The following is a 15266-nucleotide window of genomic DNA, read 5'->3' on the forward strand; positions in this document are numbered from 1 at the left end:
GGGAGGCGCTTATGAAACTTGCAAAACCAATCTTCCCGCCGCCGCAAGATGCGTCGGAACGCAAAGCGATCACGCCGGTTATCTGCTATCCGCCAGACACACTGAAGCAGGCCGATCTGGCCGCTTTGCAAGTGCTTCGCGAGGGCGCGACCAAGACTGCGGAAGCCACCGCGGCGCCCCGCGATGCGGTGTGTATCGAGGTTCCGGCTGGTGCTTTTGTCCGAGTGGTTTCGGTGGATGGCCCGCAGGTCGGCGACCTGAACATGTGGAACAAACATGACCTGACTGAGCGGTTTTACTCTGGCAAAACCCGCGCATTGCATGGCACGCACTTGTCGACCGGTGACCGAATGTGGTCGAGTTTCCCGAACATGCGGCCCATGGCGACTATCGTTGCAGATACGTTGGACTGGTATGGGTTTGATGCCTATGGCGGCTCAGTCCATGACGTGATCGGGACACGGTGTGATCCGTATACCGGACGTCTGCTCTCGGGGGATGATTATCACTACTGCTGCCATTCGAACCTGACACGCGCATTGGCAAGTCACTGCGACTTGCCGTTGCACGAAGCGGAAATGCTGGTGCATGATGTTCTGAACGTGTTCATGTGCACCGGGTTCACGCGTGACACCGGCCAGTATTTCATGAAGGCTAGCCCGGTTCGGCCCGGAGATTACCTTGAGTTCTATGCCGAAATCGACCTGATTGTCGGGCTATCGGCGTGTCCCGGCGGGGATTGTTCGTCGGAGCATTCCTCGGACGCGGCAGCATGCTATCCGCTGTTGATGGAGGTTTATGACCCGGGCGCAGACGCACGCGCCGCTCATGTGCAACCGGATCGGTCAAAGTACGACCGTTCGCACGGAAGCACCTAGCCCATCAGGCGGCGTCCCAGCCGGTTCAGCATTCGGCAGCACAGGTCCAACTGTTCGATTTCCAGAAATTCGTCCGCCTTGTGCGCCTGTACGATTGAGCCCGGTCCGCACACGATCGCGTGCACGCCCAGTTTCTGGAAAAGCCCGGCTTCGGTCGCAAAGGCGACAACACCGGTTCCATTTGCGCCCGTCAGTTCTGCAACCAGATCACGGGCCGCGTTTTCCTCCATGGGTTCAAGGCCTTCGACCTCGGCGACGGCTTCTTGCGTGATGCTCGATTCGCTGTGAACCGCCTGCATCGCGGGCAACAGAGAATGCTCGACGTAGTCGGCGAGCGTACTTTTGACGAGGTCCGCATCGCTGGCCTGCACGGGGCGCATCTCCCACGCGACCTCTGCCTTGCTGGCGATGACATTGTGCGCAACACCGCCAGAGATTTTTCCGATGTTGACTGTAGTCCAGGGCGGCTCGAACCGGCTTTCGGTTGGCGCTCGCGACTTGAGGATATGGCGCAGCTCCAGCAGTTTTCCGATATAGCGCGCGGCGTATTCCGCAGCATTCACGCCGTCATCGGGGGCCGAGCTGTGACCCTCCAAACCTGTGAACCGCGTCGTGTATTCAAAGCAGCCCTTGTGCCCCTCGATCACCCGCATTTCGGTCGGTTCGCCGATGATGGCGATGTCTGGGACAATGCCACGCTCGGACAGATCGTTGATGAGGGTTTGCGCGCCAAGGCAGCCGACTTCTTCGTCATAGGTAAAGGCAAAGTGCAACGGTTGGGTCAGTTTGCCGGCATCCAAAGTTTCGCCAAAGGCCAGTGCGGCTGCGATAAACCCCTTCATGTCGCAAGTACCCCGGCCGTAGAGCTTGCCGTCACGCTCGGCCATCTGAAACGGATCAGAGGTCCAGTCCTGATCGGCCACGGGAACCACATCCGTATGGCCCGACAAAAGGATGCCGCCCGGCATGTCCGGTCCTAACGTGGCAAACACGTTGGCCTTTGCGCCAGTCACGTCACGGGTTTCGATGCAGCGCGCACCCAGCGCTTCCAGCCGTTGGGTCAGATAACTGATCATGTCCAGATTCGAGTCCGCCGACACCGTTTCAAAGGCGATCAGGTCAGTGAGTATTTCTTTGGACCTTTGTACACTCATGGCTTTACGAACAGCTTTCTGGGCCGGTTGCAGAAACACTCGGCAGGCCCGGTTTCAGTGATCAGGATCGACTCGGTGATTTCAAGGCCCCAATCGTCCATCCAGAGGCCGGGCATGAAGTGAAATGTCATGCCGGGCTCCAGAACAGTTTCATCTTCGGGGCGTAGGGAAATCGTGCGTTCACCCCAGTCCGGCGGATAACTGAGGCCAACCGGATAGCCGCACCGCGCACCCCGTTCGATCCCGGCCCGTTCAAGAGGAGCAGCCAGCGCCGACGCAATATCGCGCGCCTGATTGCCGGCGCGGGCGGCGTCCAGACCGGCCTCGAGCCCTTCGACCAACGCAGCTTCGGCCCGACGTAGATGATCGGGCGGATCACCCAAAAACACGGACCGGCAGAACGGTGTGTGATACCGGCGATAGCAGCCAGATAGCTCGAAGAACGTGCATTCACCTGATTTGAACGGCGCGCCATCCCACGTCAGGTGTGGGGCAGCAGCGTCAGCACCGGACGGGAGCAGGGGAACGATGGCCGCGTAATCGCCCCAATCATCACCAACCCCGGTGATTGCGTCATGGTAGATTTGCGCGACGAGGTCATTCTTGCGCATGCCCGGTTCTATGCGATCCAGAACACCGTCGATCACATGCTCGGAAATCCGAGCGGCCTTACGCATCAGAGCGATTTCTTCGTCAGATTTCACTGCGCGCTGCCAATTCACCAACGCGTTTGCATCGATCAACTCCGCCTCGGGGAGTTCCGCCAGCAGTGTCAGATGCGCCTTGGCCGAATAATAGTAATTGTCCAGTTCAACGCCGATGCGGCCTTTTGCCAAACCTAATTCTGCAATCAGTGTTGCAAGGTCCTGCATCGGGTGGCGAACCGTCGATTGCACATACTCGTCCGCATAGCCATGGATGCGATCGTCCAGCATCCAAACCGTTCTGCGCGCGCCGTTGGCATCCTGATTCCTCCCCCACCAGATCGGGTCGGCGTTGTGTAGAATCAGAACCCCCTGGTGCACGTAGAATGACCAGCCTTCATATCCGGTCAGCCAGGCGATGTTCGATGGATCCTCGACAAACATCGCGTCCAGTCCTGCGGCAGACATGGCAGCGCGCGTCTTGGCCAATCTCCGGTCGTACTCGGCACGGCCGAAGGCCGGATCAGCATGAGGCATTGTGGGCTCCTGTCTGGGGCGAGTTCTGTTGACAGAACTTGACGAATACGTTCACGTCAATGGGCATCACAGGGAAGACACCAATTTGAAAATCTCATCCAACCCCTATCGCGGCGGTGAAAAGCTGATCGACAGCGCTCCGTTTCCTTCGACCAATGTCGCGCGCGCCTCAGAGTTGATTGCGCGTTGTTTGTCAGCGGACGAAACCCCTTTGGTTCGGGTCGACGGGCTGGCCGAGATCGCGGACCTTTGGATCAAGGACGAACGTGGTCGGATGAATCTGGGGTCTTTCAAGGCGTTGGGGGCGGCGTATGTCATTGCCAGACACGCTGCAGATCTGGCTAAGATACCGGATGACACCACTCTGTCCGGCCGTACATACGTGACCGCAAGTGCAGGCAACCATGGCTTGAGCGTCGCGGCGGGTGCAAAGAAGTTCGGCGCAAAAGCCGTTGTTTATATTGCGGAAACCGTACCGGAGAGTTTTGCTGACCGCCTTCGGGCGCAAGGTGCTGAGGTTGTGCGCAGCGGCGCGGACTACGCCGCAAGTATGGATGCCGCCAGCCAGGCCGCGCAGGATAACGGATGGATCTTGCTGTCAGACAGTTCGTGGGAGGGGTACTATGAACTGCCGCACACGCTGATGGAGGGTTATCTGAAGATGGCCGCTGAAGCTGCCGAGCAATGTCCGGAAACTCCAACACATATCATGCTGCAGGCCGGCGTTGGCGGTATGGCCGGAGCGTTTGCTGCTTATGCGCGCACGGTTTGGGGGGATGAGCCTCAGATCATCGTGGTTGAACCCGATGCAGCTCCCGCGCTGCAGGCAAGTATTGAAGCCGGCGCTTGCGTCTTCGCGGATGGTCCCGACAGCATCATGGGGCGTCTGGACTGCAAGGAACCATCGCTGATCGCATTGAACGGCCTGGCGCGAGACGCGGACCGTTTCCTGACGCTGAGCGATGATGAAGTCGCGAGCGCACTACCGGTCATGGCGAATGCGGGCATTGCCACAACGGCGTCCGGAGGGGCAGGCGTCGCTGCCGTCATGAACGCCGATGTGCGCGCCGCTTTGCGAATTGACCCGGAGGCGCGGGTTTTGTGCATTCTCTCCGAGGTCGCTGAATGAGGGGGTTCGACGCTTTAGAATTCACCATGCGAACGGAACGGGCACAGAGCATGATGCGCGACGTTGGTCTGTCGGCGTTGTTACTGACCACGGAACCCGAAATCCGATATTTCACTGGTTACCTGACCCGTTTCTGGGAAAGTCCGACACGCCCTTGGTACCTGATCGTACCCGCCAGCGGCAAGCCAATCGCCGTGATCCCGTCGATCGGGGCCGCGCTTATGGCAGAAACCTGGATCGACGACATCCGGACCTGGGCGGCTCCGGATTTGACGGACGATGGCGTCAGCCTATTGGCCGATGCCCTGCGCGAGGTTGCTCCAACGCACGGCAAAATCGGTTTGCCCGACGGACATGAAACACATGTCCGGATGCCATTGGCGGATTTTCGGCGTTTGCAGGAGGCGATCGGTAAGCGCGATCTGTGCGGTGATGAAGGGATATTACGAACCCTTCGCATGGTCAAATCTCCAGCTGAAATCACCAAAATCGAAACGGCCTGTTCCATTGCTGGGCGCGCATTTCATCGCGTTCCCGAAATTGCTGGTGAGGGTGTCGCGCTGGATACAGTATTCCGCCGGTTCCAGATGTTGTGTCTTGAGGAAGGCGCGGACTGGGTGCCTTACCTTGCCGGCGGTGCGGAACAGGGTGGTTACACCGATGTGATTTCCCCGGCAGCCGATACGCAGCTACAGCAAGGTGACGTTCTGATGCTGGACACCGGTTTGGTCTGGGACGGGTATTTCAGCGATTACGACCGCAACTGGTCGATCGGTCCGGCCAGTGCGTACGTCCGGAGCGCACACTCAGCACTGATCGAGGCTTCGGACGCCGCATTTGATATCGCCCGCCCGGGTGCGACTGCCGCCGATCTGTTTCATGCAATGAACGCGGTCCTTTCGCGCCACGATGCCGATACCGGGGCAGGGCGACTGGGGCATGGTCTGGGCATGTCACTGACGGAATGGCCGTCATTGATACCAACTGATCACACGGTGCTGGAACCCGGTATGGTTCTGACCCTCGAACCGGGGATCGCTGTGGGCGGGAAGATCCTCGTTCATGAAGAAAACATCGTCATCACCGAGGGGGCACCCCGCTTTATCAGCCCCCGCGCAGGTCCGGAGTTGCCCGAGTTATGACGCGCTTAACTTATTCAATTGATGCCGACGACCTGACAGCATCCCCGATGGGGTTGATCGTTTTGCAGACCGACGAAACGCTGGAGCCCGAATTCTCCGCGTATTTTTCGGACCGGACCTGCCCGATTTACGTGTCCAGAATTCCCAGCGGTAAAAAAGTCACGACCGACACTTTGGCGGAAATGGAAAAGGCACTGCCGGCTGCGGCGGACCTTCTGCCCAAGACAAGGCCTTACCGGGTTGTGGGGTATGGCTGCACCTCCGCCAGCTCGGTCATCGGGTCCGAGCAGGTTGAAAGAATGGTTCAACAGACCTGCGATGCCGCGATTGTCACAAACCCTTTGCGGGCGGCGTCTGCCTGTGCTCATGACCTTGGTGTTAGAAAGTTCGCACTATTGTCTCCTTACATAGAGGAAGTGAACGATCCCTTACGGGAAGCCTTTGCTCGAAACGGCATTTCGATGGATGTTTTCGGAACATTCGGCGAGGCGGAAGAGGCCATGGTTGCCCGAATTTCCCGGCAGTCCGTGGTCGACGCGGCAATGAATCTTGGTCGGGATAATTCAGTTGAGGCTGTCTTTATAAGCTGCACAAATTTAAGAACTTTTGATGTTCTTTCCGAGGTGCAGGAACGGTTGCAGAAACCGGTTCTGTCCAGCAATCAAAGCCTTGCGTGGCACATGCGTAAGTTGAATTGTGACTGAATAATACGCGGCATGAAACACAATCGTTGCATGAGTGACATATTTTGGTTGCGTGCTGCGCCCTGCATGTCCTTAAATAGAACGGACAGGTCTTTGAGATCCGGATGAACCGGGCAACCAAGGGCCGCACAGGGAGACAAATCGGTAAATGTCAAATGACGCAGCGTTCGTCGAGTTTCAGCATGTCCAAAAATCATATGATGGTGAGATCCTCGTTGTAAAAGACCTCAACCTTTCGATGCCGAAGGGAGAGTTTCTTACAATGCTTGGGCCCTCGGGGTCGGGTAAAACGACCTGCCTGATGATGCTGGCAGGATTTGAAACAGCCACTCATGGCGAGATCATGTTGGACGGGCGTCCAATCAATAACATCCCTCCGCATAAACGCGGCATTGGCATGGTTTTTCAAAACTATGCCTTGTTCCCGCACATGACGGTGGCCGAGAACCTGTCCTTCCCATTGGAAGTGCGGAAAATCGGCAAGGACGAGCGGGAAGAGAAAGTTCGGCGCGCGCTGGACATGGTTCAGATGGGGGCCTTTGGCAGTCGCCGACCGGCGCAGTTGTCGGGCGGTCAGCAACAGCGGATCGCGCTAGCCCGCGCACTGGTATTCGAACCCGAGCTGGTTCTGATGGACGAACCCCTTGGAGCGCTCGACAAGCAATTGCGCGAACATATGCAGTTTGAAATCACGCGTCTGGCGCACGATTTGGGTATCACGACTGTATACGTGACGCATGACCAGACCGAAGCTCTGACGATGTCCGATCGGGTGGCGGTGTTCGATGACGGGCGCATTCAGCAGCTCGCGCCACCGGATATGCTGTACGAAGAACCGGAAAACAGCTTTGTCGCGCAGTTTATTGGCGAAAACAACACGTTGGAGGGTGTGGTTAAGTCGATTGACGGTGACACCTGTGTTGTGGCGCTGGACGATGGATCCGAAATTGACGCCAAGCCGGTCAATGTTCACGCGGCTGGTGAGCGGACCAAAGTGTCGATCCGGCCCGAACGGGTTGAGTTCAACAAGGATCGCTTGCACGCGGATGCGCATACGCTGAAGGCAATGGTGAAAGAGTTCATCTATATGGGCGATGTATTCCGCTTCCGCCTGTCGGTCGCGGGCAATGACGACTTCATCATCAAGACGCGAAACGCTCCGGACGCTGTCAGGCTATCACCGGGGCAGGAAGTCGAAATCGGCTGGCTGGCCCAGGATTGCCGGGCGCTGGACGCCTGATACAGGAATTCCCCGTGTGATCCGCCCGGGTGCGCGGGACATTAGATGATCGGGTTGCCCCGTGATCCGATCTTCAAAGCTAAAATTAACGGGTACAACAGGGAGTTAACAATGAAAGTTACCAAAACCACTCTGATGGCGAGTGCACTTGCCGCGGTTGCCGGTGGCGCGATGGCCCAGGAGATGACGATCGTCTCGTGGGGCGGCGCATACTCCAAATCGCAACTGAAAGCTTATCACGAGCCCTATTCGGAAAAGACTGGCGTTACGATCCTGAACGATGACAGCTCTAACGAAGCTGTGGCCAAGCTGCGTGCGATGAACGAGGCGGGTAACATCACCTGGGATGTCGTGGACGTTGTGGCATCGGACGCGATCCGCTTGTGCGACGAAGGCCTGGCAATGGAAATCGATCATGATACGATGCTGGAGCCAGCGCCCGATGGTTCGCCGGCCTCCGAGGACTTCGGTGAACTGATTGTCAGCGACTGCTACATCCCGAGCATCGTGTACTCGACCACCTTTGGATATCGCACTGATCTGGTAGGCGACAACCCTCCGACCGAAATCTGCGCGGTGTTCGATCTGGAAACCTATCCGGGCAAACGTTCTCTGGAGAAACGTCCGATCAACAACATGGAATGGGCGCTGCTGTGTGACGGTGTTGCCAAGGATGACGTCTATGACGTGTTGGCAACCCCTGAAGGGCAGGATCAGGCGCTGGCCAAGCTGGACACCATCAAGGACAGCGTCGTTTGGTGGTCTGCAGGGGCCGACACGCCGCAGCTGCTGGCCGATGGTGAGGTCATCATGGGCTCGACCTATAACGGTCGTCTGTTCAGCGTGATCGAAGAGCAGAACCAACCGGTTGCGATGCTGTGGGACGCGCAGGTGTTTGACATTGACGGTTGGATCATTCCCGCAGGTCTGGATGAAGAGCGCAAGCAGCGCGCGCTGGATTACCTGCGCTTCGCGACCGACACGCAGCGTTTGGCGGATCAGGCCAAGTACATTTCGTACGGCCCGGCACGCGCCTCTTCGGCACCGCTGGTTGGTCAGCACGCTGAACTGGGCATCGACATGGCACCGCACATGCCGACCGATCCGGAAAACGCCAAGAACACGTTCCTGTACAACTACGAGTTCTGGGCTGATTACCGCGACGATATCGACGCGAAGTTCCAGGCATGGCTGGCACAATAAGCCTGCCTTGAAACGCAAGGTCGGGGCCGCCAATGGCCCCGACCCACCAAAGACCAAGGGACGCAGATGACTGACGCAACTCAATCCGGTCCGATGCTTGCTGCCGACGGCACACCGCTGAAGAAATCTCTGGCGCGATCTTTGCGCCGCCGCAAACTCAGGGCACTGGCCCTAATTGCGCCCTTGTTGTTGTTTGTATTGCTCTCGTTCGTCATCCCGATTGTGTCGATGTTGTTTCGGTCGGTCGAGAACGGCATCGTTGCTGAAACGCTCCCGCTGACTGTGGTTGAGCTGCAGAACTGGGATGCAGAAGGCGGAGAGCTGCCCGACGAAGCTTTGTACGCTGCGTTTACGAAAGACATGGTCGAGGCCGTTGAAGCGAAAACGCATACGAGACTCGGTACACGCCTAAACTATGAGCAGACGGGCATGTCCTCGATGTTCCGGAAGTCAGGGCGTAATATCAAGCGTTTGGACCCCGAAGCTGACGCGCCGTTCAAGGAAAAGCTGATCGAGATTCACGATGGCTGGGGCGATGTCGAGACCTGGCGCACGATTAAAACTCATGCTGTTCCGATCACGAACGGTTACTTCCTGAACGCCATCGACATGCGTCGTACACCCGAAGGTGCGCAGGCGCAGCCCGAGGACAAACAGATCCTAATCAAACTGTTCGGTCGTACGCTGATGATGTCGCTGATTATTACTGGCGCCTGCATTCTGTTGGCCTATCCGGTTTCGTATCTGCTGGCGACGTTGCCGATGCGCGTGTCGAACCTGCTGATGATCCTGGTATTGCTTCCCTTCTGGACTTCGCTGCTGGTGCGAACGTCTGCGTGGAAGGTCATGTTGCAACAGCAGGGCGTGATCAACGAAACGCTGGTCTGGCTGGGTTTGGTCGCTGATGATGCGCGACTTGTGATCATCAACAACCAATTTGGCACGATCATTGCGATGACCCACATTCTGCTGCCGTTCATGATCCTGCCGATGTATTCGGTGATGCAGACGATCCCGCCATCCTACACGCGCGCGGCCAAGTCGATGGGCGCGACCAACTGGACAACCTTCTGGCGAATCTACTTCCCGCAATCCATTCCGGGCATAGGGGCAGGGTCGATCCTCGTGTTCATTCTGGCCATCGGCTACTACATCACGCCCGAGATTGTGGGCGGCACCAAAGGTGTCTTTATCTCGAACCGGATTGCCTATCACATCTCGTCCTCGCTGAACTGGGGTCTGGCGGCGGCGCTGGGGACGATCCTGCTGGCGGTCGTTCTGTTGCTCTACTGGTGCTACGACAAGATCGTGGGCATCGATAACGTGAAGTTGGGATAAAGATCATGGCAGCACTTACACCTATATCCCGCAAGCCGTTGTCGGTCGTTCTGCCAGCTGTCTTCATTGCCGGAGGTTTTGTCGGCATGTTCGTCGGCGCCGGGCAGGGCAATGTCCTGCTGGGCATCCTGATCGGCGCCGCGCTGATGGCGGCGCTGGCCTGGGTCTATATCACCGTGCTCGACAATGAACGTGTCGCGCGCTGGATTACGGTCCTGGGACTTGCCGCCATCGGGTTCTTCTTTGCCGGGATCACCGGTTTGATCGCCGGGCTGCTGGTCGGCTGGTTCTTTGCCTTTTTCATCTTCTGGCTCTACGAGGGGCGCTATCGGCAAAAGCTGTTGCCTTATCTGACAGGTCCGCAGGTGTTCGAGCATTACCTGTTCCGTGTGATTTGCGGCGCTATTTTTGTCTTCCTGATCACGCCAATCCTTGTGGTTCTGCCGCTGTCGTTCAACGCTCAGGACTTCTTTACCTTTACGCCCGAGATGCTGCGGTTGGACCCCGAAGGATATTCGCTGAAGCATTACCGCGATTTCTTCACCAACAATGAATGGCAGCGCAGCTTCAAGAACTCGCTGATCATCGCTCCGATTGCAACGATCATCTCCGTGTCTTTGGGGACTCTGGCAGCCATCGGTCTCAGTCAGAGCCACGTGCCAGGGCGTCGGGCCATCATGGGGATTCTGATCTCGCCCATGATCGTGCCGCTGATTATCTCGGCGACGGGAATGTTCTTCTTTTACAGCGACATCGGACGCTTTCTTGAAGGCACGCTGGGCATGGATAAAAACTTTGTCGGGTATATCAAAGTCATCCTTGCACATGCCGTCCTTGGTATCCCCTTCGTGATCATTACCGTGACGGCCACTCTGGTCGGATTCGATCAATCGCTGACGCGGGCTGCTGCAAACATGGGGGCCGGTCCCGTCAAGACGTTCTTCAAGATTCAGATGCCGCTAATTCTGCCCGGTGTAATCTCGGGCGGGCTGTTCGCCTTCATCACGTCTTTCGACGAGGTTGTCGTGGTGTTGTTCGTTGGCTCGGCCAGTCAGAAAACGCTGCCGTGGCAAATGTTCACCGGTTTGCGTGAGCAGATCAGCCCGACAATTCTGGCGGTTGCGACGATCCTTGTGGTGATCTCGATCGCGTTGCTGACCACAGTCGAACTGCTGCGCCGCCGGTCCGAGCGTTTGCGGGGTCTCAGCCCCGCTTGACGCGACTCGAAAGCTGATTTAGCGATTTCACCATGCACTTCGGTCACGATGGCGTCGTGACGCAAAGCGTGGTGCATGGCTCTCGGTTCCCGAGGCCGCTTGTCCTGAACGCCGGGGCTTGTGGCCGGGCGATGCCAGTCCGGCATTGAGGAGAGACCACATGACTGATCTACAAAGCCGCCCCGAGTTCTTCACATGCCACAATGGCGACAAGGCTCCGCTGCCTTTCAGCAAGGCGGAATACGCCCGGCGTCTGACTAGTCTACGCGCGACCATGGCGGCCCGCGATATCCCGGCGGTGCTGCTGACGTCGATGCACAACATCGCCTATTACTCGGGCTTTCTGTACTGCTCGTTTGGCCGCCCGTACGGGTGCGTGGTGACGCAGGATGCCTGTACGACCGTGTCCGCCAATATCGACGCGGGCCAGCCATGGCGTCGCTCGGTCGAAGAAAACGTGATCTATACCGACTGGAAGCGGAACAATTACTGGCGCGCGGTGGCGAGCCTGATTGGTTCGACTAAGCGGGTCGGTATTGAAGGCGATCACATGACGCTGGCCATGCGTGACACTGCGCTGGACATGCTGGGTGGGCCAGAGCTGGTGGATATCGCACCCGACACGATGGCCGCACGTATGGTGAAATCTTCGGAAGAGATCGAACTAATCAAGGGCGGCGCGCGTACGGCGGATGTGGGCGGCGCGGCCATTCACGCAGCCATCCGCGAAGGTGCGACCGAGATCGAGATCGCCATGGCCGGCCGTGACGCAATGGAAGCCGAAATCGCGCGCGCCTATCCGGACGCAGAATATCGCGACACATGGGTTTGGTTCCAATCTGGCCTTAATACGGACGGTGCGCACAACCCCGTCGCCAAACGTGCTCTGGAGAAGGGTGATATCCTGTCTCTGAACACGTTCCCGATGATCTCGGGCTATTACACCGCGCTGGAACGTACCCTGTTCCTGGGCGAGCCTGATGCGGACAGCCTGCGCATCTGGAAGGCCAACGTTGCCGCGCATGAACTGGGGCTGAGCCTGATCAAACCCGGTGCGACCTGCTCAGGTATCTGCGAAGAGATCAACCGGTTCTTTGCCGATGAGGGCCTGCTGCAATACCGGTCGTTCGGATACGGGCACTCCTTTGGTATCCTTAGCCACTACTATGGCCGTGAGGCAGGTTTGGAACTGCGCGAGGACATCGATACAGTTCTTGAGCCCGGGATGGTTGTCTCGATCGAACCGATGCTGTGGATTCCTGAAGGCCAGAACGGTGCGGGCGGCTATCGCGAGCATGACATCCTGGTCGTCGAGGAAGCCGGTGCCGAGAACATCACGGGCTTCCCATATGGTCCTGAACATAACACGATCAGCGCCTGATCGATTGGGCGAGAGGGGCGACCAGCCCTTCTTGCCATTCCCACGGAAGGTGACCAGGTCAACGCCGCTGGGGGGCAAATCTTGGATATTTGGGAGATTGAGGTGCCCCCAATGGATGGTTCATGTGGTCGCCGGATAAGCCGCGGGACGGAGACGCGCGTTTGCCACGTTTCGATTTACCGGTGCAGTCCAATCAGGACGTCCAATTCATGACAGGCGTTAGTGGAGGGACATTGGCCAGTCACGGGGTTGATTGTCTGCTGCGCGGATGTGTATCTGGCACAACCGCTTGAAAGGACTAGCCGTGGAACGTCACGAATTGCCACCAGAGACGGGTGCCTTTTACATCAACCTGGATCGGGTTCCAGCGCGTCGGGCCTTTATGGAAACGCAGTTTACCCATTCGGGACTGGCCGGAGCCACACGGTTCAGCGCGACCGATGCTCAGCAACCCGACGCACTGGAAGGCAATGGCTATGTTCCGGGCGCCGGCAGTCGTTGGGGATTGAAGCAAAGCGAAATCGCCTGTTTCGAAAGCCATCGTGCCGTTTGGCAGACCGCAGTGGAACGAAATCTGAAGGCGGTTGCTGTATTCGAAGACGACGTAGAAATGTCCGATCAGGCGGGCTCGGTGATCTCGACCTTGCTGGACGCAGGTGACGCGTACGACATGATCAAGCTCGACTACTCGCCTCGTTCCCTCCGATTTGGGCCCGAGGTGCAAATTGCGGGCGTAAACGTTCGCCCAATGCTCGAGATGGCTCCAAGCGCGGCCGCCTACATTCTTTCGCACAAGGCTTGCTGCAAGCTTTTGACCTGGTCAGAGAAGTATTCTGATCACCTGGACGATTTTGTTTCTATCCCCCGACCGGACTGGCGGATGTACCAGTGTTTTCCTGCAGTTGGGGTCCAAATGATCTGGTCAAAACAACAGGAACAGACGGTCGAGGCGGTGAAAATTAGCGAACGGTCGCAGGACCGAAAGATCAATAGCGGCTTGGATAAAGGCCCGCTCTGGTTCCGCATCCGGCGCGAGTTACAGGCCGCGCGACGCAAGTTGTACTGGCGAATGGGCGGTCAGACGCGACTTCTGGAACAAGGCGGGTTTGTTGGCTTCATTCCCTGCGCCAACGACCTGAGCGTTTGAGGTCAACCTATGGCAAACGCTAGTGCAGGGACCGCAGAGCACCTCAATTGTCTCATAAGCGTTAACAAAACTGTCAATATGATATAATCTTGTGGCGTTAGTGGTGCGTAATGCGTGGGTATTGGTGTGGGTCAGACAATTTACGAAAGGTATGGCGGCTTCAAAACGATCAGTCGGATCGTGATGACTTTTTACGAGATGGCATTGGATTCCGACCAGATCGGTGGCCATTTCGAAGACATAGACATGCCGCGCTTGATTGATCATCAGACGAAATTCGTTTCATCCCTCGTTGGTGGGCCCGCGTCCTTTAGTGACGACAGGATTGAAGCGGTGCATCGGCACCTAAATATCTCTCACGCAGATTTTGACGAGATGGCCGCGCTGTTCAGCGAGGCCCTGTCGATGCACGGGATGGAAGATGCGCACATAAAGATTGCCCTTGATGCCATTGAATCGAAACGCGCAATCATAGTCGCGCGTGACGCCGCATGAGTATTCTGGCCATAAATGAACAACTGCTGCGCGCGATAGGTGTCGGTGTTGCCGTTGTGCGCGCCTCTGATTTGACGTTCGTTTTTCACAACGGCCCGTTTGCCGAGTGGTTCGGGGCGCCGAGCGACGGGCAAACCCTGTTGGACTTTTTTCCCGATCTCGATCGAAAGGAACTTGAGGACGTGAAGCAATCGGGCCTGCGCTACTCGGTCGAGTTGCAGGTCAAACCCAAGCGCCGGACGCTCATATTCGCAGCAGCGGTGTCTTTGGCCAACGGTCTGTCCGAACAGGTTCTGGTGGTCGAGTTCCAGAACATCACCCGCATTCGCGAACTTGAAAGCATGATCGACAGCTATTCGACAATGGTCGAACGCAACACCCGCGAGTTGGAACGCGAGAAGGAGCGGGTAGAACGGTTATTGCTGAACCTTATGCCGCGCGCCGTGTATGAAGAGTTCAAGACCTTTGGCGTGGTCACGCCGCAGCTTTTCGATCAGGTCTCGGTAGTGATGCTGGATTTTGTCGGATTCACGGACTTTGCGGCCAAGACCGATCCGACGGTCACGCTCAGCGAGTTGAATGATATTTTCACGGCCTTCGACCGGATCGTCGAACAGTTCGGGTGTGAGCGGATCAAGACCATCGGCGACGCGTATCTGGCGGTCTCAGGTATGCCTGATCCAACGCCGGATCATGCTACTGCGGTGGCACATTGTGCCGTTCGATTCCTGCGCTACTTAGAGCGGCGCAACGAAAGCCATCCCCACAAATGGCAGGCAAGGGTCGGTCTGGGCATGGGGGCGGCTGTGGGTTCAGTCGTGGGCATTCAGAAGTACGTCTATGACGTGTTCGGACCTGCGGTGAACATTGCTTCGCGCCTGCAAGTCTTTGCAAATCCGATGAATATCGTTGCCCCGGAAGAGATGAAATATGCGCTGATCGACGAATTCCAGGTCTCGGATCTGGGGCGCGTCGATATCAAGGGGATGGGTGAGATGAACTTGATAAACGTCACATCCGGCCTTAGTGCGCCTGTGTCGCGGCCTATGTTCTAGCC

General features: G+C 57.4%; 14 protein-coding genes. 12 read left to right on the forward strand and 2 right to left on the reverse strand.

Annotation, left to right across the window (positions count from 1 at the left end; genetic code table 11):
• Positions 1 to 11 precede the first annotated feature (11 nt).
• Positions 12 to 878 (forward strand): urea carboxylase-associated family protein, encoded by an 867-nt coding sequence (locus ACR0J0_RS04070; protein WP_480661428.1) that lies wholly within the window; start codon positions 12 to 14, stop codon positions 876 to 878.
• Here the strand turns inward: ACR0J0_RS04070 and argE are convergent.
• Complete coding sequence (gene argE, locus ACR0J0_RS04075) at positions 875 to 2032, reverse strand: acetylornithine deacetylase (RefSeq protein WP_480661429.1); 1158 nt, start codon at positions 2030 to 2032, stop codon at positions 875 to 877. The genes ACR0J0_RS04070 and argE overlap by 4 nt on opposite strands.
• Positions 2029 to 3213 (reverse strand): M24 family metallopeptidase, encoded by a 1185-nt coding sequence (locus ACR0J0_RS04080; RefSeq protein WP_480661430.1) that lies wholly within the window; start codon positions 3211 to 3213, stop codon positions 2029 to 2031. The genes argE and ACR0J0_RS04080 overlap by 4 nt, the downstream gene beginning before the upstream one ends.
• A gap of 85 nt (positions 3214 to 3298) precedes the next feature.
• Between ACR0J0_RS04080 and ACR0J0_RS04085 the strand changes: the two genes are divergently transcribed.
• The 11 genes from ACR0J0_RS04085 to ACR0J0_RS04135 all read left to right on the forward strand — a co-directional run bounded on the left by ACR0J0_RS04085 (position 3299) and on the right by ACR0J0_RS04135 (position 15264).
• On the forward strand, positions 3299 to 4342 hold the full coding sequence (locus ACR0J0_RS04085) for a pyridoxal-phosphate dependent enzyme (protein ID WP_480661921.1): 1044 nt from the start codon (positions 3299 to 3301) through the stop codon (positions 4340 to 4342).
• Positions 4339 to 5484, forward strand: coding sequence for a M24 family metallopeptidase (locus ACR0J0_RS04090; RefSeq protein ID WP_480661431.1), 1146 nt, complete (start codon positions 4339 to 4341; stop codon positions 5482 to 5484). The genes ACR0J0_RS04085 and ACR0J0_RS04090 overlap by 4 nt, the downstream gene beginning before the upstream one ends.
• Positions 5481 to 6188 carry a maleate cis-trans isomerase family protein gene (locus ACR0J0_RS04095; protein ID WP_480661432.1) on the forward strand — a complete coding sequence of 236 codons (708 nt, stop codon included), beginning with the start codon at positions 5481 to 5483 and terminating at the stop codon, positions 6186 to 6188. Before ACR0J0_RS04090 ends, ACR0J0_RS04095 begins: the two co-directional genes overlap by 4 nt.
• Positions 6189 to 6336: 148 nt before the next feature.
• A complete protein-coding gene (locus tag ACR0J0_RS04100; protein ID WP_480661433.1) occupies positions 6337 to 7428 on the forward strand; it encodes an ABC transporter ATP-binding protein in 1092 nt (363 codons plus the stop codon).
• A 111-nt stretch (positions 7429 to 7539) separates the two neighbouring features.
• Positions 7540 to 8631, forward strand: a complete 1092-nt coding sequence (locus ACR0J0_RS04105; protein WP_480661434.1) for an extracellular solute-binding protein — start codon at positions 7540 to 7542, stop codon at positions 8629 to 8631.
• A 66-nt stretch (positions 8632 to 8697) separates the two neighbouring features.
• Positions 8698 to 9969: an ABC transporter permease gene (locus ACR0J0_RS04110; protein WP_480661435.1), complete on the forward strand. Its 1272-nt coding sequence runs from the start codon at positions 8698 to 8700 to the stop codon at positions 9967 to 9969.
• 5 nt (positions 9970 to 9974) lie between these two features.
• On the forward strand, positions 9975 to 11186 hold the full coding sequence (locus ACR0J0_RS04115) for an ABC transporter permease (protein ID WP_480661436.1): 1212 nt from the start codon (positions 9975 to 9977) through the stop codon (positions 11184 to 11186).
• A 160-nt stretch (positions 11187 to 11346) separates the two neighbouring features.
• Entirely contained in the window at positions 11347 to 12567 is a 1221-nt protein-coding gene (locus tag ACR0J0_RS04120; protein WP_480661437.1) for an aminopeptidase P family protein, read from the forward strand.
• Positions 12568 to 12871: 304 nt separating this feature from the next.
• Complete coding sequence (locus ACR0J0_RS04125) at positions 12872 to 13714, forward strand: glycosyltransferase family 25 protein (RefSeq protein WP_480661438.1); 843 nt, start codon at positions 12872 to 12874, stop codon at positions 13712 to 13714.
• 126 nt (positions 13715 to 13840) lie between these two features.
• Positions 13841 to 14209, forward strand: a complete 369-nt coding sequence (locus tag ACR0J0_RS04130) for a group I truncated hemoglobin (RefSeq protein ID WP_480661439.1) — start codon at positions 13841 to 13843, stop codon at positions 14207 to 14209.
• Positions 14206 to 15264, forward strand: a complete 1059-nt coding sequence (locus ACR0J0_RS04135; protein ID WP_480661440.1) for an adenylate/guanylate cyclase domain-containing protein — start codon at positions 14206 to 14208, stop codon at positions 15262 to 15264. Before ACR0J0_RS04130 ends, ACR0J0_RS04135 begins: the two co-directional genes overlap by 4 nt.
• Positions 15265 to 15266: the final 2 nt, after the last annotated feature.

Source organism: Ruegeria sp. BF12 (assembly GCF_056538705.1).

Excerpts from the sequence above, each read along its gene's own strand:
- argE (WP_480661429.1), bottom strand. The coding sequence starts at position 2,032 with ATGAGTGTACAAAGGTCCAAAGAAATACTCACTGACCTGATCGCCTTT.
- ACR0J0_RS04135 (WP_480661440.1), top strand. The coding sequence starts at position 14,206 with ATGAGTATTCTGGCCATAAATGAACAACTGCTGCGCGCGATAGGTGTC.
- ACR0J0_RS04115 (WP_480661436.1), top strand. The coding sequence starts at position 9,975 with ATGGCAGCACTTACACCTATATCCCGCAAGCCGTTGTCGGTCGTTCTG.
- ACR0J0_RS04110 (WP_480661435.1), top strand. The coding sequence starts at position 8,698 with ATGACTGACGCAACTCAATCCGGTCCGATGCTTGCTGCCGACGGCACA.
- ACR0J0_RS04095 (WP_480661432.1), top strand. The coding sequence starts at position 5,481 with ATGACGCGCTTAACTTATTCAATTGATGCCGACGACCTGACAGCATCC.
- ACR0J0_RS04105 (WP_480661434.1), top strand. The coding sequence starts at position 7,540 with ATGAAAGTTACCAAAACCACTCTGATGGCGAGTGCACTTGCCGCGGTT.
- ACR0J0_RS04120 (WP_480661437.1), top strand. The coding sequence starts at position 11,347 with ATGACTGATCTACAAAGCCGCCCCGAGTTCTTCACATGCCACAATGGC.
- ACR0J0_RS04100 (WP_480661433.1), top strand. The coding sequence starts at position 6,337 with ATGTCAAATGACGCAGCGTTCGTCGAGTTTCAGCATGTCCAAAAATCA.
- ACR0J0_RS04070 (WP_480661428.1), top strand. The coding sequence starts at position 12 with ATGAAACTTGCAAAACCAATCTTCCCGCCGCCGCAAGATGCGTCGGAA.
- ACR0J0_RS04080 (WP_480661430.1), bottom strand. The coding sequence starts at position 3,213 with ATGCCTCATGCTGATCCGGCCTTCGGCCGTGCCGAGTACGACCGGAGA.
- ACR0J0_RS04090 (WP_480661431.1), top strand. The coding sequence starts at position 4,339 with ATGAGGGGGTTCGACGCTTTAGAATTCACCATGCGAACGGAACGGGCA.